Source organism: Stutzerimonas stutzeri (assembly GCF_019090095.1).
GTDB lineage: Bacteria > Pseudomonadota > Gammaproteobacteria > Pseudomonadales > Pseudomonadaceae > Stutzerimonas > Stutzerimonas stutzeri_AN.
The window spans coordinates 1,788,673-1,807,706 of record NZ_JAGQFP010000001.1 but is presented as its reverse complement, the minus strand read 5'-3'; the positions used below and the strand labels follow the sequence as shown (position 1 = coordinate 1,807,706).

At 62.5% G+C, this 19,034-nt stretch carries 19 protein-coding genes; 11 read left to right on the top strand and 8 right to left on the bottom strand.

What is annotated here, in order from left to right; translation table 11 throughout:
- The first annotated feature begins 31 nt into the window (after positions 1 to 31).
- The 3 genes from ahpF (at position 32) to KVO92_RS07830 (ending at position 3,708) form a co-directional block, all read left to right on the top strand.
- Complete coding sequence (gene ahpF / locus KVO92_RS07840) at positions 32 to 1,597, top strand: alkyl hydroperoxide reductase subunit F (RefSeq protein ID WP_217475035.1); 1,566 nt, start codon at positions 32 to 34, stop codon at positions 1,595 to 1,597.
- A 226-nt stretch (positions 1,598 to 1,823) separates the two neighbouring features.
- Positions 1,824 to 2,951, top strand: a complete 1,128-nt coding sequence (locus KVO92_RS07835) for a DUF3182 family protein (protein WP_217475034.1) — start codon at positions 1,824 to 1,826, stop codon at positions 2,949 to 2,951.
- The gene (locus tag KVO92_RS07830; RefSeq protein ID WP_217475033.1) at positions 2,935 to 3,708 is read left to right on the top strand and encodes an alpha/beta hydrolase family protein; all 774 of its coding nucleotides are present in this window, start codon (positions 2,935 to 2,937) and stop codon (positions 3,706 to 3,708) included. The genes KVO92_RS07835 and KVO92_RS07830 overlap by 17 nt, the downstream gene beginning before the upstream one ends.
- Positions 3,709 to 3,731: 23 nt before the next feature.
- Here the strand turns inward: KVO92_RS07830 and KVO92_RS07825 are convergent, their stop codons facing one another.
- The 5 genes from KVO92_RS07825 to KVO92_RS07805 are packed head-to-tail and all read right to left on the bottom strand — an operon-like array spanning position 3,732 to position 9,296.
- The gene (locus KVO92_RS07825; protein ID WP_217475032.1) at positions 3,732 to 4,760 is read right to left on the bottom strand and encodes an ion transporter; all 1,029 of its coding nucleotides are present in this window, start codon (positions 4,758 to 4,760) and stop codon (positions 3,732 to 3,734) included.
- On the bottom strand, positions 4,753 to 5,340 hold the full coding sequence (locus KVO92_RS07820) for a cob(I)yrinic acid a,c-diamide adenosyltransferase (RefSeq protein ID WP_217475031.1): 588 nt from the start codon (positions 5,338 to 5,340) through the stop codon (positions 4,753 to 4,755). Before KVO92_RS07820 ends, KVO92_RS07825 begins: the two co-directional genes overlap by 8 nt.
- Positions 5,341 to 5,360: 20 nt before the next feature.
- A complete protein-coding gene (locus tag KVO92_RS07815; protein WP_217475030.1) occupies positions 5,361 to 7,370 on the bottom strand; it encodes an ATP-binding protein in 2,010 nt (669 codons plus the stop codon).
- A 43-nt stretch (positions 7,371 to 7,413) separates the two neighbouring features.
- Positions 7,414 to 8,331 (bottom strand): putative 2-dehydropantoate 2-reductase, encoded by a 918-nt coding sequence (locus KVO92_RS07810; protein WP_217475029.1) that lies wholly within the window; start codon positions 8,329 to 8,331, stop codon positions 7,414 to 7,416.
- Positions 8,331 to 9,296, bottom strand: a complete 966-nt coding sequence (locus KVO92_RS07805; RefSeq protein WP_217475028.1) for a GGDEF domain-containing response regulator — start codon at positions 9,294 to 9,296, stop codon at positions 8,331 to 8,333. The genes KVO92_RS07810 and KVO92_RS07805 overlap by 1 nt, the downstream gene beginning before the upstream one ends.
- 143 nt (positions 9,297 to 9,439) lie before the next feature.
- On the opposite strand from KVO92_RS07805, the gene KVO92_RS07800 reads away from it, so the two are divergent.
- Together KVO92_RS07800 and KVO92_RS07795 are read left to right on the top strand one after the other, a co-directional pair.
- On the top strand, positions 9,440 to 9,919 hold the full coding sequence (locus KVO92_RS07800) for a YajQ family cyclic di-GMP-binding protein (protein WP_217475027.1): 480 nt from the start codon (positions 9,440 to 9,442) through the stop codon (positions 9,917 to 9,919).
- Between the two features lie 83 nt (positions 9,920 to 10,002).
- Positions 10,003 to 10,827 (top strand): mechanosensitive ion channel family protein, encoded by an 825-nt coding sequence (locus KVO92_RS07795; protein ID WP_217475026.1) that lies wholly within the window; start codon positions 10,003 to 10,005, stop codon positions 10,825 to 10,827.
- Between the two features lie 47 nt (positions 10,828 to 10,874).
- Here the strand turns inward: KVO92_RS07795 and KVO92_RS07790 are convergent, their stop codons facing one another.
- The gene (locus KVO92_RS07790) at positions 10,875 to 12,575 is read right to left on the bottom strand and encodes an AmpG family muropeptide MFS transporter (RefSeq protein WP_217475025.1); all 1,701 of its coding nucleotides are present in this window, start codon (positions 12,573 to 12,575) and stop codon (positions 10,875 to 10,877) included.
- Between the two features lie 35 nt (positions 12,576 to 12,610).
- Positions 12,611 to 12,970 carry an MGMT family protein gene (locus KVO92_RS07785; protein WP_217475024.1) on the bottom strand — a complete coding sequence of 120 codons (360 nt, stop codon included), beginning with the start codon at positions 12,968 to 12,970 and terminating at the stop codon, positions 12,611 to 12,613.
- A 144-nt stretch (positions 12,971 to 13,114) separates the two neighbouring features.
- Here KVO92_RS07785 and KVO92_RS07780 point away from each other — a divergent pair, with 144 nt between their 5' ends.
- Positions 13,115 to 14,119 carry a DUF481 domain-containing protein gene (locus KVO92_RS07780; protein ID WP_217475023.1) on the top strand — a complete coding sequence of 335 codons (1,005 nt, stop codon included), beginning with the start codon at positions 13,115 to 13,117 and terminating at the stop codon, positions 14,117 to 14,119.
- Between the two features lie 52 nt (positions 14,120 to 14,171).
- Here the strand turns inward: KVO92_RS07780 and KVO92_RS07775 are convergent, their stop codons facing one another.
- Positions 14,172 to 14,930 carry an SDR family oxidoreductase gene (locus KVO92_RS07775; RefSeq protein ID WP_217475022.1) on the bottom strand — a complete coding sequence of 253 codons (759 nt, stop codon included), beginning with the start codon at positions 14,928 to 14,930 and terminating at the stop codon, positions 14,172 to 14,174.
- A 100-nt stretch (positions 14,931 to 15,030) separates the two neighbouring features.
- Here KVO92_RS07775 and KVO92_RS07770 point away from each other — a divergent pair, with 100 nt between their 5' ends.
- The 5 genes from KVO92_RS07770 to KVO92_RS07750 all read left to right on the top strand — a co-directional run bounded on the left by KVO92_RS07770 (position 15,031) and on the right by KVO92_RS07750 (position 19,031).
- Positions 15,031 to 15,735: a HugZ family protein gene (locus KVO92_RS07770; RefSeq protein ID WP_217475021.1), complete on the top strand. Its 705-nt coding sequence runs from the start codon at positions 15,031 to 15,033 to the stop codon at positions 15,733 to 15,735.
- 126 nt (positions 15,736 to 15,861) lie between these two features.
- Entirely contained in the window at positions 15,862 to 16,326 is a 465-nt protein-coding gene (locus KVO92_RS07765) for an FxsA family protein (protein ID WP_217475020.1), read from the top strand.
- Between the two features lie 250 nt (positions 16,327 to 16,576).
- Complete coding sequence (locus KVO92_RS07760) at positions 16,577 to 16,870, top strand: co-chaperone GroES (protein ID WP_003294630.1); 294 nt, start codon at positions 16,577 to 16,579, stop codon at positions 16,868 to 16,870.
- Between the two features lie 57 nt (positions 16,871 to 16,927).
- Positions 16,928 to 18,568 carry a chaperonin GroEL gene (groL, locus tag KVO92_RS07755; protein ID WP_217475019.1) on the top strand — a complete coding sequence of 547 codons (1,641 nt, stop codon included), beginning with the start codon at positions 16,928 to 16,930 and terminating at the stop codon, positions 18,566 to 18,568.
- Between the two features lie 232 nt (positions 18,569 to 18,800).
- On the top strand, positions 18,801 to 19,031 hold the full coding sequence (locus tag KVO92_RS07750; RefSeq protein ID WP_217475018.1) for a hypothetical protein: 231 nt from the start codon (positions 18,801 to 18,803) through the stop codon (positions 19,029 to 19,031).
- The last annotated feature ends 3 nt before the right edge of the window (positions 19,032 to 19,034 follow it).

Genomic DNA, 19,034 nt, shown 5'->3' with positions numbered 1-19,034 from the left:
ACCGAATTTTGCAAGTTGGGAGTCGCTGCTCATGTTGGACACCAATCTCAAAGCGCAACTGAAAACCTACCTGGAAAAGGTCACCCAGCCGTTCGAGATCGTCGCGTCCCTCGGTGAGGGCGAAAAATCCCAGGAAATGCTCGAGCTGCTGGAAGAAATTACCAGCCTCAGCGACAAGATCACCCTACGCACCGACGGCAATGACGTACGCAAACCGTCGTTCGCGCTCAACCGCATCGGCGGCAACATCGACCTGCGTTTCGCCGGCATTCCGATGGGCCATGAGTTCACCTCGCTGGTCCTGGCCCTGCTGCAGGTTGGCGGGCATCCGTCGAAGGCGGCGCCGGAGATCATCGAGCAGATCAGAAACCTCGACGGCGAGTACCGCTTCGAGACCTACTTCTCGCTGTCGTGCCAGAACTGTCCTGACGTGGTCCAGGCGCTGAACCTGATGGCCGTGCTCAACCCGAACATCCACCACGTCGCCATCGACGGTGCGCTGTTTCAGGAAGAAGTCACGATTCGCCAGGTCATGTCCGTGCCGAGCATCTACCTCAACGGTGAGCTGTTCGGCCAGGGCCGCATGGGTGAAGAAGAGATTCTCGCCAAGCTCGACACCGGCGCTTCGGCGCGCGACGCCGAGAAGCTCAGCGCCAAGGAGCCGTTCGACGTGCTGGTGGTGGGCGGTGGCCCGGCTGGCGCTGCGGCGGCTATCTATGCGGCGCGTAAGGGGATTCGTACTGGCGTCGCGGCTGAGCGCTTCGGCGGTCAGGTGCTGGACACCATGGCCATCGAGAACTTCATCTCGGTGAACGAAACCGAAGGCCCGAAACTGGCCCGCGCCTTGGAAAACCACGTGCGCGAATACGACGTCGACATCATGAACCTGCAGCGTGCCGCCCAGCTGATTCCAGCCTCGGGTCAAGGCGGTCTGTATGAGATCAAGCTGGAGAACGGCGCTTCGCTGAAGGCCAAGACGTTGATCCTTGCCACCGGTGCCCGTTGGCGTGAAATGAACGTGCCGGGCGAGCAGCAATACCGTGGCCGTGGCGTCGCCTACTGCCCGCACTGCGATGGCCCGCTGTTCAAGGGCAAGCGTGTGGCGGTGATCGGCGGGGGCAACTCCGGTGTCGAAGCGGCCATCGACCTGGCCGGTATCGTTGCCCAGGTCACGCTGCTGGAGTTCGATGGCCAGCTGCGCGCCGATGCCGTGCTGCAGAAGAAGCTCCACAGCCTGCCGAACGTCACCGTCATCACCAGCGCGCTGACCAGCGAAGTGCACGGCGACGGCCAGAAGGTCACCGGGCTGACCTACAAGGACCGCACCTCCAGCGAGTTCCACAGCCTGGAGCTGGAAGGCATCTTCGTGCAGATCGGCCTGCTGCCGAACTCCGACTGGCTCAAGGGCACGGTAGAACTGACCTCGCGCGGCGAGATCATCGTCGATGCGCGTGGCGAGACTTCGCTGCCGGGCATCTTCGCCGCCGGAGACGTCACGACGGTACCGTACAAGCAGATCGTCATCGCGGTCGGCGAAGGGGCCAAGGCCTCGCTGAGCGCCTTCGATCACCTGATCCGCAGTTCGGTCGTCGACTGAAGCGCGGGTGAATAAAAAGGGGGAGTCGACGCAGGTCGGCTCCCCCTTTTTCGTTCCGGTGGTTTGGCGCTGGGCAGCGGCGAGCCGGGTTGCGGAAGGATAGATAGCGTAAATCAGGGGTCTATCCGATACACCGGATCCGCTTTGGTCGGGTGGCAACGAGCGAAGAGCGCGTCGACACCGCTTCGTCGTGCAAGTACCAGCAGTCCATGGAGCGAGTCCACCTATGAAGAGTGCGGATACGCCGCAGGATACCCGAGGGGCCGTCGTCACCCTTGGCAACCGATCCAACGAGCCGCAACACGAGAGGGCGGTGCACGAGCAGCTCGCCAAGCGTCTGGCTGCCCTGCAAGGACTGGCCTTCCTCGGTGAGTATGACGGCGGCATCAGCTACCCGCGGCAGCTCTACTTCGTCCCTTCCGGAACCGTTGTCGGAGCGGACGTGGCGCGTCGACTCGGCGTGGAAAGCGAGCGGGATCTGTTTGGCGGCGTGGTGCCCCAGGCTTTCATCGAAACCAAGGCGATCACTCATCCGCTGGTGCGTCCAGATGCGGATTCGCCCATCGGTTGGTCGCGCGATTTCGGTCGTCGTGTCACGGGCAGCGTCTTGCCCGGCTACAGTGTTTTTTCCTTGGCAGACGCGCGCGAAGCGGGGCGACGCTTGCTGAACGAGGGCGCGTTACGCGTCAAACCGGTACGCGCCACCGGTGGACGCGGCCAGGAAAGGGTGGACACGGTTCAGGCGCTCGACCGTGCACTGGGAAAGGTCGATGAAGCCGAGCTGGCGCAGTACGGGCTTGTCCTCGAAGCGAACCTGGAGCACGTAACGACCTTCAGCGTGGGGCAGATCCGGGTCGCAGGGCGAACGTTGAGCTATCACGGCACCCAGCGACTGACGCAGGACAACAGGGGCGAAACTGTCTACGGCGGTTCGGATCTCCTGCTCGTCGAAGGCGATTTCGACGCGTTGCTGGGGCTGGATCTGCCCGAGAGGACGCGCCTCGCCATTTCTCAGGCGCAGATCTACGACGACGCGGCGTCGACCTGTTTTCGCAACTTCTTCGCGTCGCGGCGCAATTACGACATTGCTCAAGGCATCGATGACAAAGGGCGCGCTTGCTCCGGCGTGTTGGAGCAGTCCTGGCGAATCGGCGGCGCCAGCAGTGCCGAGGTGGCGGCGCTGGAGGCGTTCGCCCGAGGGACGGCTGGGCCCGTCATCCGCGCTTCATCGATCGAGCTCTACGGCCAGGTGCAGGTGCCTGACGGCGCAACGGTACTGTTTCGCGGCGACGACGCCGACGTCGGTTTCATAACCAAATACGCAATGGTGGAGGACCATGGCAACCCACAGTGAAAGCGTAGACATCCTCGTGGATGACGAACACATCGCCGGCACGTTCCTGTCGCCGCCGACCAAGCTGCCAGGCGTGCTCTTCGTGCACGGCTGGGGCGGTAGCCAGGAGCGCGACCTGGCGCGCGCTCGCGGGATCGCCGGGCTAGGCTGCATCTGCCTGTCGTTCGATTTGCGTGGCCACGCCCTGACGCTGGCGCAACAGCAGACCGTCACGCGGGAGCAGAACCTGCGCGACTTGATGGCCGCTTATGACTTGCTGGTGCAACACCCGAACATCGATCCTTCGGCGATCGCGGTGGTCGGAACCAGCTACGGTGGGTATCTGGCTGCGCTGCTCACGACGCTGCGGCCGATCAGATGGCTCGCTCTACGGGTACCCGCGCTCTACGGCGATGAGGATTGGGACGTACCCAAGCGACAGCTCGATCGGGACACGCTCAATCAGCTGCGCGGGCGCCGGGTGAGCCCCGAAGAGAACCGAGCACTGGCCGCCTGTGCCGCGTTTCGCGGGGATGTGCTGATCGTCGAGTCGGAGCACGATCATCTGGTCCCACACAGCACGATCATGAGTTACCGAGCGGCCTTTCACCAGACGCACTCGTTGACCCATCGCATCATCCTCGGCGCCGATCATGCCTTGACTCACGAACCCTGTCAGAAGGCCTATACGGACATTCTGGTCAACTGGGCGACCGAGATGGTTGTCGGTGCGCGGATCGATCAGCAGCACGGTGCGGCCGCGGCGGGCTCCCCCTAGGCCTCGTGATTTCCGCCACGGTATCAGCCGGGCGGTGCGGGTGGCTCGATTGGCCCGACGAAGCGGCTCCAGCGCCGATCGAGCACCTGTTGTTTGAGCACTTCGATAACGTCGACCAGCAGCTCTTCCAGGGCCAGATCGGTGTTTTCGTCCTGGTACACCCAGGCCTCGAAGCATTCGTCGGCCAGACTGCGGGCCAGTCGTTGAAACTGAGCGCCCTGCAGTCCGTCGATCGCACCCTGCAGCAGGCGTGCCGCAATATCCGTGAGCGCCTCGTCCAGGGTACTGGCGACCCGGTCGCCCAGCGGCAGGCGGCGCAGGCGGTTGACCTCGGGGTTGTTGGCCAGCGCCTGGTGAATCAAGCTGCCGACGTAGCCCTCGATGGCGCCACGGTTGTCCCGATAGCCGCTTTCGAGCATGCCCTGCAGGCGACGGGAAAGGTCGTTGAGCAGCCGCTCCTTGCGCGGCTTCACCACGTCCTGCAGCAGTCTTCGCGACAGATCATCGCTAGCGCCAATCTCCTGCTGCATGCGGCTGAACAGCCGAACCATGACTCGATCGGAGAGTTCTTCGAGCAAGAGCGAATAGTACCGATGGAGTACGCCGAAAAGCGCCCATTGACGAACGTCGATCAGCCCCAGCCGTTGCAGCCGAAACAGCAAACTGCTGATCCGCAATACCCGTAGCCAGCGAAAACCGCTCAGCGGGATGCAGCCGAGCACGTCGTACCAATGCGCGAAGGGGTAATAGAACCAGCGTGCGTAGCGCCGTTCGAACAGCGCGACGGTCCAGCCAAGCATGACGTCGAAGATGAATATCGCAACGAAACCGAGGTCGATCAGCTGGAAGTTGCGATGAATCAGCGCCTCGTAACGCTGGTGCAGGTCGGGCAGCCAGCTGGCGATCGCCTGGTTGATGGGCGGCACGATGAACAGGCTGTCGAACAGGATCAGCGCCAGGTTGATGCACACCAGCACGACGATGAATACATCCCAGGCGGCGTGCAGCCCGTCAAGGATGGTGTCGCGCCGGTCGGTGCGCTGTTCAGGCATTGGCGTCGGGCGCATCGGCGGCGTGCCAGAGGATCTCGGCGCAGCCCTGACGGCGTGCGATCAGACGGGCTACGACGAAAAACAGATCCGACAGACGATTGAGATAGGCCAGGCCCACCGGCCTTAGCGGTTCGCTGGCATTGAGCTGCTGACAGCGTCGCTCGGCGGTGCGGGCCATGCTGCGGCACAGATGGGCGAGGGCGATCAGGCGCGTACCGCCGGGCATGATGAAGTCTTCGAGCGGCCCGAGTTCCTGGTTCCAGTGATCGATTGCCGCCTCCAGGCGCGCCACTTCGGTATCGGCCAAGGCCTGATAATCGGGCATCGCCAGTTCCCCGCCGAGATCGAACAGGCGGTGTTGGCAAGGGCTCAGCACCTCGATCAGCTCGGCCAGTTGCGGCCAGCGAGCCTGCGCTTCGGCCAGTTCGGCCAACAACAGTCCCAGCTGGCTATTGAGCGTATCGATCTCGCCCATGGCCTCGATCCGCGGATGATCCTTCGGGACGCGGCGGCCGTCCGCCAGCCCCGTCTGCCCAGCGTCTCCGGTACGGGTGTAGATCTTCGATAAACGATTGCCCATCGGTGGTTCCTGCTTGTGCGTCAGTTGGCGTCGGTGGCCGATGTCAGCGGCAGGCGCAGGGTGAAGGTGGTTCCCTGGTCCGGTCGGCTGTGAACTTCCATCTGGCCCTTGTGATTGTTGGTGATGATGAAATACGAAACGGAAAGACCCAGGCCGGTTCCCTGACCCACCTCCTTGGTGGTGAAAAAGGGCTCGAAGATACGCTTGCGGACCGGCTCGGGCATACCGGCGCCATTGTCTTCCACCTGTATCTCTGCCCAGGGCGGGTTCAGTCGAGTGCGCAGGATGATCTGACCACGGCCTCGCGCCGGTTTCTGGTGGATGGCCTGCGCGGCGTTCTTCAGCAGATTGAGCAGAACCTGCTCCAGCTCGTTGCCGATGCAGGGCACGCGGTCTACCTGCGGGTCGAAGTCGCGGACGATCTCGATGGAGCGGAAGTCGAAGCCCTCCATCAAGGCAAAGTCGCTCCCCGCGATCTCGAGCGCCTGATCGATCAGTACGGTGAGCTGGCAGTCGGCCAACTGCCGGTTGCTGAGGCGGCTGAAGCTCAACATGTGACTGACGATCTTCGCCGCGCGCGAGCCTGCCTGCTGAATGCCGTCGAGCAGTTGTGGGATCTCCCGTCGCTGAAGGTACTGATTCACGGCCTCCAGTCGGACGCCGGTTTCATCGGCGGCCTCGCGGTTGCGCTCCAGGTCCGGCGACAGCCGACGGCGAATGTTCTGCGCGTTATGCAAGATGGCGCCCAGCGGGTTGTTGATCTCGTGGGCCATGCCGGCGGCAAGACTGCCCACCGAGAGCATCTTCTCCGATTGCACCATGATCTCCTCCATGTTGATGCGCTCGGTAATGTCGTCGATGCGAATCACCACGCCGCGTCCGCCCGCACCCATCAGCGGGTAGAGCGTCAAGGCGTAGTGCCGGGGCTCCTCGTTGACGATCCAGGTAACCCGCTCGACCTTCTCGACCTGATGGCGCTCGGATGCGCGGCGAATCTGCGTCAGGAACGGCTTGAGCGGCTCGAAGGCGATGAACACCGGCTGATTCAGCGCATCGTCGATGGACGTGCCGGAGAGGGCGCTGGCCTGCTGGTTCCACTGGGTCACGTAAAGCTGTTCGTCCAAGGCGATAAGCACCGATGGCATCGAGTCGATGATGCTGTTCAGGTAGTTCTGGAAGCCGGTGAGCTTTTTCTCGATCTTGCTACGAACCTGGACCTCCAGCTCGAGCTTACGGTTGGAGTGCCGGGTTTCCTCCGCCAGCCCCTGGGCATGGTCGAACGCGTCCTGCGCGTCGTCGCGGGCGCGCTTGAGCTGCTGCTCCCGCGCTTCCATGCGTGACAGCATGGTGTTGAACGCATCGGCCAGGCGCCCGATTTCGTCCTGGTTCCTCGACGTCGCCCGCAACGAGTAGTTTTCTTCGCGCGTGACCTGACGGGAGAGCGCTTCGAGATCGCGGATAGGGTGTGTGATCAGCCGGCGTATCTGCCTGGCGACCAGCACCCACAACAGCAGGCTGACCAGCAGAATGGCAAGGCTGGCGGTCAGGGTGCCGGTGTAGAAGGCACCGGGCAGTTCGCTGCTGGCGATGATCAGCAAATGGCCGGGCGGACCCGCGGTTCGTGGCAGGTCGACCAGTACATTGGCGCGCATTTCGGTCTTTTGCCAAAGCGGCAGATCGCTGACCCGTTGCGGCAGATCCAGTGGGGCGCCGCGGTACAGTTGCGCCAGGCGGCGTCCGTCGTGGTCATAGATCACCGCGGCGCGCAACGGGGCGTAGTCGTTCAGCTTCTGCAGCAATTCGTTGGCTGCGGCTTCGGATGCCAGGGCGCGGCTGCTCAGCTCGGGGGTTGCCAGCAGTGCGCCGAGCGTGTGCATGGCCTGCGGCGCGACACTCTGGCGCGAAATCCAGTAGGCCGCGCTGATGAAGGCGAGATTGGAGACCAGCAGCACCGCCGCAAGCAGTACCAACAGAGCGATCAGCAGCTTGCGGCCGACCGGAAGGTTTTCGAGGCGCTGGCGCAGGGTCATGGCGACTACAGGCGAAGGGGTGTTTCAGCAGGGTAGCGGCGCCTCAGTCCTCGGGCAATCCGCGCTGGCGCAGCAGCGCCTGCAGTTGGTCCAGCAACGCGTTCAGTTTCGGTACGTCCAGGCCCTGTGCTTGTGCGGTGCGGCACGCTTGCCCGAGCAGGAAACCGACTTCGGTCCGGCGCCCGCTGCGTACATCCTGATGCATCGAGCAATAGTTGTTGGCCGTCGCCTCGATTACTCGAAACACTTCCTCTGCCAGTCCCTCGGCCGCGGCGCCCTGGTCGCAGGCCCGGAGCACGGCATTGAGCTCGGCGCAAATCTCGAGCAATTCGGCGCGATGAGCCAGCAAGGCGCCGTTGCGGCAGTCATACAGGACGCTCAACGGATTGATGGCGCAATTAATTGCCAACTTACGCCACAACTTGCTCATGATCGCGTCGGTCCAGGCAAACGGAATGCCGGCCGCGTCGAGATCCGCGAGCCATGCCGGCGCGTGGTCATGGCCCAGCGTGCCCAACCAGTTCTGCCCTTGTCCCGCATGAACGATCCGCCAGCCCGCTTGGCGGTACGCGCCTTCGGTGCTGGAGACCAATACGCAATGGCTGTCCGGCCAACGAGCCGCGACGGCCTGTTGGCTGCCCAGGCCATTCTGTAGCAAGAGGATTTCCGCGCCTTCGACCAGTCGCGGCGCCACCTCGGCAATGGCGGCTTGGGCGTCATAGGCTTTGCAGGCGACAAGCAACCGGGCAATCGGCGCCGCCGCGTCAGGCCGCTCGGCGGGCACGGGATACAGGATGCTCCCCTGGTTCTCGACCAGCGTCAGGCCGCCGGCGCCCTGGTAGTCCGCGAGTCGCTCCTGGTTGCGCAGAATGATCCGCAGCGGTATGCCCGCCCGATACAGTCGCGCGGCCCACAGCCCACCGAGGCTGCCCGCGCCCAGGATGTGCCAGGTCCGGCCCATCAGGCGGGTTCCCGGTAACGCAGGGGCACGATACGTCCGGTGGTGTAGGCGTCGGCCAGCAAGGATTCGGCGCGCTCGACGATGCGTCGCGGCTCGACCGGCATGGTTCCGGCGTCGACACTGATCAGGCCGATGCCCGCCTTGATCGTGACGAACCCTTCGCTGGTCCTGAAGGCCTTGAGATTGAGCCCCTCGTGCAGCCGCTTGAAGCTGCTCGGCGAGCAGCTGCGCAGGTCGTCGACCAGGGTCAGCAGCCCGAAGTGCCCATCATCCAGACGGGTCAGTACGTCGAGCGGGCGCACCAGCTGCTGCAGACGTCTGGCCACTCCGCGAAGCAATTCTTCGTGAAATTGCCTGCCGTGGCGTTCCCGTTGGGTCGCCAGGTCCGGCAGGCCGATCACCAGATAGCACAGCGCGCCGCCGCGGCTCTCGATCTGGCGCAGGCTGTCGCCGAGCCGCTGATGCAGGTAGCGCGCGTTGCCGAGTCCGGTGACCGGGTCGATCAGGTTGCGTTCTTCCAGGCTGGCGATGTTCTCGGTCAGCAGGCGGTTTTCCCGTATGAGTCGCTGCAGAGAGCCGCAGAGCCGGTCGGCGGCATACACGCGTGGCACCAGCTGATCGTTCATCACCGACTTGCCGATGAAGTCGTCCACGCCCTGATCGAAGGCCTTGTTGAGCACGTCCTGGCCGTCGCGGCCGGTCAGCAAGATGATGTAGGTGTAGTGATCGGACATCTCGTCCTGCTGGCGAACCTGTCCGGTCAGCTCCAGCCCGTCCATTTCCGGCATCAGCCAGTCGGCGAGCAGAACGTTTGCCGGACGCTGTTCGAGCATCTCCAATGCGGCACCGGCGCTGTTGGCGAAGCGGATGTCTTCATAGCCGGCCTTGGACAGGGCGCGACCGATCATGACGCTGGAAAACTTGGCGTCGTCGACCACCAGGATGCTGAGTTGAGGGTTGGGCATTGATGTGCTCAGAGAAAGGAGATCGCCTTCGCGCCGGCTGGCCGGGCGCTATTGGCCTGAACAGTTATAATGATGGCCCATTTGAACCGTCAAGCTAAGCGCGCTGGGTCACACCATGGCGCCGTTTTTATAGGAGCAAGCCCATGCCCTCGTTCGACGTGGTGTCCGAACTGGACAAGCACGAAGTCACCAACGCCGTCGACAATGCCATCAAGGAGCTGGACCGCCGTTACGACCTGCGTGGTAAAGGCACCTTCGAGCTCAAGGAGCTCACGGTCCATCTAACTGCCGATGCCGATTTTCAATTGGAGCAGATGCTGGAAATCCTCAAGTTGAGTCTGGTCAAGCGCAAGATCGATATCCAGTGTCTCGAGTTCAAGGATCCGTACCCGTCCGGCAAAACCGTCAAGCAGGACGTGGTGATGCGTGAAGGCATCGACAAGGAGCTGGCCAAGAAGATCGTCGCGCACATCAAGGACGCCAAGCTCAAGGTGCAGGCGGCGATCCAGGGGGAGCAGGTCAGGGTCACCGGCAAGAAGCGCGATGATCTGCAGGAAGCCATTGCCCTGCTACGGGCCAAGGATTTCGGCATGCCGTTGCAGTTCAACAACTTCCGCGACTGATTCGCCGGCACCTGCCCGTGCCGTCCCGTTTTTTTCGAGCGGCCCCTGTTGGCCGCTCTGTGTTTTCAAGGAGACATTAACCGATGGATTTCAGCGTCGATTACCTGGTCGGTCTATCCGAGGCGTGGTTGCCGGTCGTACTGCAATACGGTGCCCAATTACTGTTGGCATTAGCCACCTTCCTGATCGGCTGGTGGCTGATCAACACCCTGGTCAGCAAGGTCGGCGGGCTGCTTCAGCGGCGCCAGGTGGACCCGTCCCTGCATGGTTTCATCGAGAGCCTGTCGAGCATCGTCCTGAAGGTGCTGCTGCTGGTGAGCGTGGCCTCGATGATCGGGGTGGAAACGACCTCCTTCATCGCCGTGATCGGTGCCGCGGGCTTGGCCATCGGCCTGGCGTTGCAGGGCAGCCTGGGCAATTTCGCCGGTGGGGTACTGATTCTGCTGTTCCGCCCGATCCGCGTCGGCGAATGGATCGAGGCCCAGGGCGTGGCCGGAACGGTGCATTCGATCCAGATCTTCCATACCGTCCTCAAGTCGGGCGACAACAAGACGATCGTGGTGCCCAACGGCAGCCTGTCCAATGGCCATATCACCAATTATTCCCGCGAGCCGCGTCGTCGTGCCGATATCAACATCGGCATCGACTACAGCGCGGACATCAAGCTGGCGCGCAAGATCCTGCTGGAGATTGCCCAGGACGAACGTGTCTTGCGTGATCCCGAGCCGGTGGTGTTCGTGACCGGGCTGGGCGACAGTGCGGTCAACCTGTCGCTGCGGGTCTGGGTGGCAACCGGCGACTTCTGGCCGGTGACGTTCAGTTTCACCGAGCGGGTGAAGGAGCGCTTCGACGAGGCGGGCATCGGTATTCCGTTTCCGCAACGCGTGGTCCATCTGGTGCAGAGCTGATTAGTGTCTGATACACGAAAGAGCCGGCGCATGCCGGCTCTTTTCGTTCAGCTGCGCTCGGTCGTCGGCAGCGGGGCCGGCGTGTCCGGTTGTCGACGGCTGCGTGACCATTGCCAGAGGATCAACACCAGGGTCGGTACGCCGAGCAGTGCGGTCACCAGGAAGAAGTCGCTGTAGCCCAGATGCTCGACCATGACGCCTGAATAGCCTCCGAGCAGACGTGGCAACAGCAGCATCAGTGAGCTCAACAGGGCGTACTGGGTGGCCGAGAATTTCAGGTTGGTAAGGCTCGACAGGTAGGCGACGAAGGCGGTCGAGGCCAGGCCTCCGCTGAAGTTGTCGCAGGAAATGGTGACGATCAGCATGTTCAGGTTCGCGCCCATCTCCACCAGCAGCATGAACATCAGGTTGGTCGCAGCCGAAGCGGCGCCGCCGAGGAAGAGGATCGGCAGGATGTTGAAGCGCACAATCAGCAGCCCGCCGAACGCCGCGCCGAGCAAGGTCATGATCAGGCCGAACAGCTTGCTGACGCTGGCGATCTGGTCCTTGGAAAAACCCTGGTCGATGTAGAACACGTTCGCCATGACGCCCATCACGGTGTCGGACATCCGGTAGGTGGCGATCAGCCCCAGCAGCAGCAATGCCTGCCAGCGATAACGCAGGATGAAATCGGTGATGGGAGTCAGCACCGGGCCCATCAGAATTCGCCCGGGGGCGGACAGGCAGCCCCAGCAAATCAGCAGGTACATGGTGCCGCGCGGCCAGTAGCCGCCCCAGTACGACTGGAACATCCCGGTCGTCGAGACCATCAGGATGATCAGCACTATCACCGAGACAGCCTGGTGAACGAAGTCGAAGCGTGGCGGACGTTGCCGTTGCCCAGCCTGATGCAGCATCTGTCGAACCGGGACCAAAAGCGAGCGGCCCCAGGGCGATAGCGAGCCGAGGATGAACAGGCCGTACAGGGTGGCACGCGGCCAGGCCTGCGCAATCAGCGCATTGATCATCGCCGGCACGGAGATCAGCAGTACCAGCAGCAAGCCGACGCCGGCCAGTTGATGGTTGAAACTGTACTGCGAGGGTTCGTTGGGTAGCGGCGCCGCGCCCTCCGGTTCGGGAATCAGCAGGCTGGTGATCAGTCCGGGCAGGATCAGCAAGGCGAACACGATATAAGTAGTGGCCCAGGCGGTCTGGCTGTAATCGAGGTTGGACGAGCCCAGCCATTCGGCAAGAAACAGCGCGCCGGCGCTGGCCAGCAGCATGGCGATGCGATAGCCGGTCATGTAGCTCGCCGCCAATGTTGCCTGCAACTTGTCCTCGGCGATCTCCAGGCGATAGGCGTCGATGGCGATGTCTTGCGTGGCCGAGGCGAAAGCCACGGCGACCGCCAGCGCGATCAGCAAGGTCAGGTTGTTCTGTGGGTTGCACAGCGCCATGCCGATCAGCCCGAGGGCGATGACCGCTTGCGACAGCACCAGCCAGGAACGCCGCCTGCCCAGTCCACCGATCCAGGGCAGCCGCCATTGGTCGAGCATCGGCGACCAGACCCACTTGAACGCATAGGCCAGGCTGATCCAGCTGGCAAAACCGATGGTTTCGCGCGAAACCCCCGCCTCACGTAGCCACACTGAAAGCGTGGAAAACACCAGAATGGCTGGCAGGCCCGCGGCGAAGCCGAGCACCAGCAGTGTCAGCGAGGCGGGGCTGGCATAGGCGGCAATTGCGGCACGCCAGGTTTCACGGGACATAGAGCAGATCAGAGCCAGAACATGAAGGGCGCACTCTACCCGCTGTGCTCCGCCGAATGCCAGCCGTACCGACGTATGTCGACCCGGTCATTGATGATGGTGATTCCCTCTGCGCGCAGGCGCATGCGCTGCTCATGGCCGGCAGCGCTGCCGGCCGGAAGACTGAGCCGTCCGCCGGCGCCGATCACCCTGTGCCAGGGCAGGCTGGTGCCCTCCGGCAGTTGCGACATCAGCCGGCCGACCCAGCGCGCCGCACGACCGAGCCCGGCCATGGCGGCCACTTCTCCATAACTGATCACTTTCCCCGACGGGATCTGCGCCATCACCAGATAGACCGCCGAACGTCGGGATTCGGTATCGGCACCGGGCGGCAGCAGGGGCGGTTGATCGATCATGCAGGGGCTTTCCTGTGTGCAGTTAGGCTCAGCTGGGGAGGCCGCTGAACTCGCCGCCCATTCGGCGGTCAGTGCTTGCTGTAGCCAATCGCATAGGGATAATGCCTGCCTTTTTAACCGCTTCTGCGCAGAATTTCAGCCCTTATGTTTTCCAGAACCCTGCTTTGCCTGTCTCTTTCCATGGCCACGCTGCCGGCCTTCGCCGATACCGTCTGGCTCAAAAACGGCGACCGTCTGACCGGCAAGATCAGTGTGCTTGACGGCGGTAAGCTGCTTATCGAAACCGAGTACGGCGGCTCGATTCCCGTGAAGTGGAAGCAAGTCGCGACGCTGGAGAGCGATCAGCAACTGTTGATCAGGCAGGACGACATGACCGGGGACGTGGCCAAGTCGCTGCAGGCAGCCGACGATGGCAAGGTCGTCCTGAGCAACGGCGGTGCACCGCGTACGGTCGAGCTGGCCAGCATCACACAGATCATCCATCCCAAGCCGCTGATCCAGGACCTGACCTGGAAGGGCAATGTGGACGTCGCGGTGGATTACAAACGCGCTGAAACCGACACCGACGACTACGACCTTTCCTTCGACACCTCGGCCCGTCATGGCCTTTGGCGCCACAACGCAACGGCCAACTACAACCGTGAGTACCGTGACGGCGTAACCGCGACGGACAACTGGGACGCCGAATACGCCCTCGATCGATTCCTCGACGAGCATTGGTTCTGGCAGGGACGGTTGGAATACAAGCGCGACAAGATCGAAGACGTTCGCCGCCAGCGCACCCTGGGTACCGGTCCGGGTTACCAGTTCTGGGACAACGAACTCGGCGCCTTCTCGTTGGCCTCGCTGCTCAACCGCAGCGATTACGAATTCGCCAACGGGGACAAAGAAGACTTCTATTCGCTGGCGATGAAGTGGCGGTACAACCGCTACCTCGTGGGCAAGACCTTCGAGTTGTTCAGCAACGGCGAGATCGGCAAGCCCCTGGAGAACGTCGCCGACTATGAACTCGATGCCGAGGTGGGCTTGCGTTACAAGGTGACCGACTGGGCTTCGCTGAACATGAAAGCCGAGAAGGACATCGTCAGCGGCGCGGAAAGCGAACTGGATGAGACGCGCTACAGCATCGGCTTTGGCATCGGCTGGTAAGCCAGGCGCTGTTGCAGACCGGGCGCTCAGGCGCCCGGTTTCGTTTCAATCCTTACAACCGCAGTCCACCGTCCAGCTCGAGCACGCGCCCGGTGAAGTAGTCGTTTTCGAAGATGTAGGCTACCGAGTGAGCGATCTCCATGGGCTTACCCAGACGCTTGAGCGGTATGCCGGCGGTCATTTTTTCCAGTGCCTCGGGTTTCATGCTGGCGACCATCTCGGTCTCGATGAAGCCCGGCGCAACGCCCGCCACGCGGATGCCATAACGGGCCAGCTCCTTGGCCCAAACGACAGTATCGGCCGCGACACCGGCCTTGGCGGCCGAATAGTTGGCCTGGCCCATGTTCCCGGCGCGGGAAATCGAGGAGATGTTGACGATCGCGCCCTGGCGCTTGAGCTCGATCATCTTCGCCGCCACCTCGCGAGTACAGAGAAACACGCCCGTAAGGTTCACATCGATGACCGCCTGCCACTGGGCAAGGCTCATCTTTGACAGCTCGCCGTCCTTGACCTTGATGGTCAGGCCGTCGCGCAGGATGCCCGCGTTGTTGACCAGCCCATCCAGCGCGCCGAAATCCGCGCTCACCTGGGCGACCATGTGGTTGACCTGTTCTTCGTTGGCCACGTTACACAGGTAGGCGCGGGCTTCGCCGCCGGCACTTTCGCACGCGACCACCGCCTCGTTCAGGCGATCCTGGTTGAGATCGACCAGAGCCAATTTTGCGCCCTTGCCGGCGAGGTATTCGCCCATGGCCCGCCCGAGGCCCTGACCGCCGCCGGTGATGATAATGACCTTGTCTTTGAGCTGCATGCCCACCTCCTGGAATGCGCGCGGTGCCGTAAACGACGCCTGCCGATGAAAACGTTATGCTGTGCTCCCCGTCGAACCGAACGAGCCTCGAGGAGCCGCCGTGAGCGCCGAAGCCGCCAAGCATGCCCGACAACTACTGCTCAAGGAATACCGCGCCGTGCTCTCGACGCACTCGAAGAGCATGCCCGGATTTCCGTTCGGCTCGGCGGTGCCTTATTGCCTGAGCGAGGAGGGCTGGCCGCTGATTCTGATCAGTCGAATTGCTCAGCACACGAAAAACCTCCAGGCCGATGCACGATGCTCGCTGCTGGTTGCCGAGCGTGGCGCCGAATACGTGCAGGCCAAGGGGCGGCTGACCCTGCTGGCCGAGGCGCGAATGCTCAGTGAACCCCGCCTGGTCGAGGCGGCAGCCGCACGTTATTACCGCTATTTTCCGGAGTCTCGTGATTACCATCGCGTGCACGACTTCGATTTCTGGGTGCTGCAGCCGGTGCGCTGGCGCTATATCGGAGGCTTCGGCGCGATCCATTGGCTGGACGAAGTCGCCCTGGCCAACCCGTTCGCCGCAGCCGATGGCGGCGAGGGCGGGATGCTCGAGCACATGAATAGCGACCACGCCGCGGCGATCGCCCATTACGTCGAGCGGACAGGCCTGCCAGCCGAACCTGAGGCCACTATGGTCGGGATAGACACCGAAGGTTTTCATCTGCGCATCGGTCAAACCATTCACTGGCTGGCGTTTCCAGCGCCCTGCGACAACCCGGGTGCAGTGCGGCAGGCCCTGGTGGCGATGGCGCGGAACTGATTCAGCCTGCCTTAAGCGCAGGGGTGAATAATCCAGTTACAGGCTGCCGCTCCAATGGGTTGAATTCGGTTCAGGCTGCCGTCATCTACACGAAATCGGAAGCCGTTCTTCCACCAAGGACTATCGATGCGAATTTTCTTACTGCTGTTCCTCCTGTTTCCGCTGGCCGAGCTGGCATTGCTGATCAAGGTCGGCAGCTCGATCGGCGTATTGCCAACCATCCTGCTGCTGATCATCAGTGGCATGGCGGGAATCCTTCTGATGCGTCTGGCAGGCTTTGCCACCGCCTGGCGTGCGCGCGAGCGGCTGGCGCGCGGCGAGCTGCCGGAGCAGGAAATGCTGCAGGGACTGATGATGGCCGTCGCCGGCGGCCTGCTGTTCCTGCCGGGGTTTCTCAGCGACATCGTCGCGCTGCTGGTGCTGTTTCCGCCCACCCGCAAGCTGTTCCTCGACTTTGTCGGCCGCCGTATCGAGGCTCAAGCCCAGCGCCGTCGGGCCTTCGCCGACGACCTGCGCCAGCAACAGGAGCGTCACTCCGGGTCACAACGGCCGAACGTAATCGAGGGCGAGTGGGAGCGCCGCGACAAGTGAGGTATCCCGCTCAGGCAGAAGGCATGCTCAGGCATGCCTTTTTCATTTTCTCGTGCAAAAAAATCAACGCAGTGCCCTTGAAATCATTTTTGCCGCCCGCATGTAGCGGTCACCGCAAGGTCGCTGTCGTGATTTGACAGTCCGTCTTCTGCGGCTCGCATTGCGGGCCGCAACCGGCACCGCCGGATTTGCCCAACCCGCCGATGCATGAGCATCGGCATGGAAACCACTGTACTAGGAGAGATCGACAATGAAGCTTCGTCCTCTGCATGACCGCGTCGTGATTCGTCGCAGCGAAGAAGAAACCAAGACCGCAGGCGGCATCGTCCTGCCGGGCTCCGCTGCCGAAAAGCCGAACCGTGGCGAAGTCGTCGCTGTTGGCACTGGCCGCGTTCTGGACAACGGCGAAGTACGCGCCCTGGCCGTCAAGGTCGGTGACAAGGTCGTGTTTGGCCCTTACTCCGGCAGCAATACCGTCAAGGTCGACGGTGAAGACCTGCTGGTGATGAGCGAGAACGAAATCCTCGCCGTCGTCGAAGCCTGATCAGCGCTCGCTCTGTAGCGACTGCGTTCCATCAACAGAATTTGAGGAAGAATCAACATGGCTGCTAAAGAAGTTAAGTTCGGCGACTCCGCTCGCAAGAAGATGCTCACCGGTGTCAACGTCCTGGCTGACGCGGTGAAAGCCACCCTCGGCCCGAAAGGCCGTAACGTGGTGCTGGAAAAGAGCTTCGGCGCTCCGACCATCACCAAGGACGGCGTTTCCGTTGCCAAGGAAATCGAGCTGAAGGATCGCTTCGAAAACATGGGCGCGCAGCTGGTCAAGGACGTTGCGTCCAAGGCCAACGACGAGGCCGGTGACGGCACCACCACCGCTACCGTTCTGGCTCAAGCCATCGTCAACGAAGGCCTGAAGGCTGTCGCTGCTGGCATGAACCCGATGGACCTCAAGCGCGGCATCGACAAGGCGACCATCGCCATCGTCAATGAGCTGAAGAGCCTGTCCAAGCCGTGCGCTGACTTCAAGGCAATCGCCCAGGTCGGCACCATCTCTGCCAACTCCGACAGCTCCATCGGCGCGATCATTGCCGAAGCCATGGAAAAGGTCGGTAAAGAAGGCGTGATCACCGTTGAAGAAGGCTCGGGCCTGGAGAACGAACTGTCCGTCGTAGAAGGCATGCAGTTCGACCGCGGCTACCTGTCGCCGTACTTCATCAACAAGCCGGACACCATGGTTGCCGAGCTGGACAGCCCGATGCTGCTGCTGGTCGACAAGAAGATCTCCAACATCCGCGAACTGCTGCCGGTGCTGGAAGGCGTTGCCAAGGCGGGTCGTCCGCTGCTGATCGTGGCTGAGGACGTCGAAGGCGAAGCGCTGGCGACCCTGGTCGTCAACAACATGCGCGGCATCGTCAAGGTCGCGGCTGTCAAGGCGCCTGGCTTCGGCGACCGCCGCAAGGCCATGCTGCAGGACATCGCCATCCTGACTGGCGGTACCGTGATTTCCGAAGAAGTCGGCCTGAGCCTGGAAACCGCTACCCTGGAGCACCTGGGTAACGCCAAGCGCGTCGTGCTGAACAAGGAAAACACCACCATCATCGACGGCGCTGGTCAGCAGGTCGACATCGAAGCCCGCGTTGCGCAGATCCGCAAGCAGGTCGAAGACACCACCTCCGACTACGACAAAGAGAAGCTGCAAGAGCGTCTGGCCAAGCTGGCTGGCGGTGTTGCCGTGATCAAGGTCGGTGCCGGCACCGAAGTCGAGATGAAAGAGAAGAAGGCTCGCGTCGAAGACGCCCTGCACGCCACTCGTGCAGCCGTCGAAGAAGGCGTGGTACCTGGCGGCGGTGTTGCCCTGGTGCGCGCGCTGCAGGCCATCTCCGAGCTCAAGGGCGAGAACGAAGACCAGAACGTCGGTATCACGCTGCTGCGTCGTGCTGTCGAAGCACCGCTGCGCCAGATCGTCGCCAATGCCGGTGGCGAGCCGAGCGTTGTGGTCGACAAGGTCAAGCAGGGTTCGGGCAACTACGGCTTCAACGCGTCGACCGACGAGTACGGCGACATGATCGAAATGGGTATTCTCGACCCGGCCAAGGTCACCCGTTCTGCTCTGCAGGCTGCGGCGTCCATTGGCGGTCTGATGATCACCACCGAAGCCATGATCGCTGAGATCGTAGAAGACAAGCCTGCTCCGGCCATGCCGGACATGGGCGGCATGGGTGGTATGGGCGGCATGATGTAAGCCGACCAGCCCTCAGCTGAAAGAAGCCCCGCCTCGTGCGGGGCTTTTTTTTGGCTAATGCTTGGTCGCTGCGTGTGGCGAGGTGGCGATCCGCCGCAGCGAACGCCTCTGGCCCTAGGTCTACTTGACTTGTGCTGATCAAAAAATGACCATTGGTCACGTTTTTCGGCACGGCTTGAATTTGTCGACTATCGTGAGCTTCTCGACTCCATCAATAACAAGAGCTTGCGTGATGAAGCTTGAAATTGCCCGAGGTATGTTTCTGGCCGCTTCGCTGGGTGTGGCTTCGCTCTGTGCGGCTGCATGGAGCGAGCCTGACGCCAAACTGGTTGCGCGCAGCGACGTCAGCGAACATTGCCCGCTGCCGCGTATCGCTCAGGCGGCGGCGCCTCAGGCACGCCCTGATCGGGACCTGCTGTTATTCATGTATGGGCTGTCGCAGAGTCTGGTAGGCCGAGGGTAGCCA

Coding starts and splice junctions, on each gene's coding strand:
- ahpF (WP_217475035.1), top strand. CDS start 32: ATGTTGGACACCAATCTCAAAGCGCAACTGAAAACCTACCTGGAAAAG.
- KVO92_RS07835 (WP_217475034.1), top strand. CDS start 1,824: ATGAAGAGTGCGGATACGCCGCAGGATACCCGAGGGGCCGTCGTCACC.
- KVO92_RS07805 (WP_217475028.1), bottom strand. CDS start 9,296: ATGCCCAACCCTCAACTCAGCATCCTGGTGGTCGACGACGCCAAGTTT.
- KVO92_RS07825 (WP_217475032.1), bottom strand. CDS start 4,760: ATGCCTGAACAGCGCACCGACCGGCGCGACACCATCCTTGACGGGCTG.
- KVO92_RS07750 (WP_217475018.1), top strand. CDS start 18,801: ATGAAGCTTGAAATTGCCCGAGGTATGTTTCTGGCCGCTTCGCTGGGT.
- KVO92_RS07820 (WP_217475031.1), bottom strand. CDS start 5,340: ATGGGCAATCGTTTATCGAAGATCTACACCCGTACCGGAGACGCTGGG.
- KVO92_RS07780 (WP_217475023.1), top strand. CDS start 13,115: ATGTTTTCCAGAACCCTGCTTTGCCTGTCTCTTTCCATGGCCACGCTG.
- KVO92_RS07790 (WP_217475025.1), bottom strand. CDS start 12,575: ATGTCCCGTGAAACCTGGCGTGCCGCAATTGCCGCCTATGCCAGCCCC.
- KVO92_RS07810 (WP_217475029.1), bottom strand. CDS start 8,331: ATGGGCCGGACCTGGCACATCCTGGGCGCGGGCAGCCTCGGTGGGCTG.
- KVO92_RS07795 (WP_217475026.1), top strand. CDS start 10,003: ATGGATTTCAGCGTCGATTACCTGGTCGGTCTATCCGAGGCGTGGTTG.
- KVO92_RS07800 (WP_217475027.1), top strand. CDS start 9,440: ATGCCCTCGTTCGACGTGGTGTCCGAACTGGACAAGCACGAAGTCACC.
- groL (WP_217475019.1), top strand. CDS start 16,928: ATGGCTGCTAAAGAAGTTAAGTTCGGCGACTCCGCTCGCAAGAAGATG.
- KVO92_RS07760 (WP_003294630.1), top strand. CDS start 16,577: ATGAAGCTTCGTCCTCTGCATGACCGCGTCGTGATTCGTCGCAGCGAA.
- KVO92_RS07785 (WP_217475024.1), bottom strand. CDS start 12,970: ATGATCGATCAACCGCCCCTGCTGCCGCCCGGTGCCGATACCGAATCC.
- KVO92_RS07830 (WP_217475033.1), top strand. CDS start 2,935: ATGGCAACCCACAGTGAAAGCGTAGACATCCTCGTGGATGACGAACAC.
- KVO92_RS07815 (WP_217475030.1), bottom strand. CDS start 7,370: ATGACCCTGCGCCAGCGCCTCGAAAACCTTCCGGTCGGCCGCAAGCTG.
- KVO92_RS07775 (WP_217475022.1), bottom strand. CDS start 14,930: ATGCAGCTCAAAGACAAGGTCATTATCATCACCGGCGGCGGTCAGGGC.
- KVO92_RS07765 (WP_217475020.1), top strand. CDS start 15,862: ATGCGAATTTTCTTACTGCTGTTCCTCCTGTTTCCGCTGGCCGAGCTG.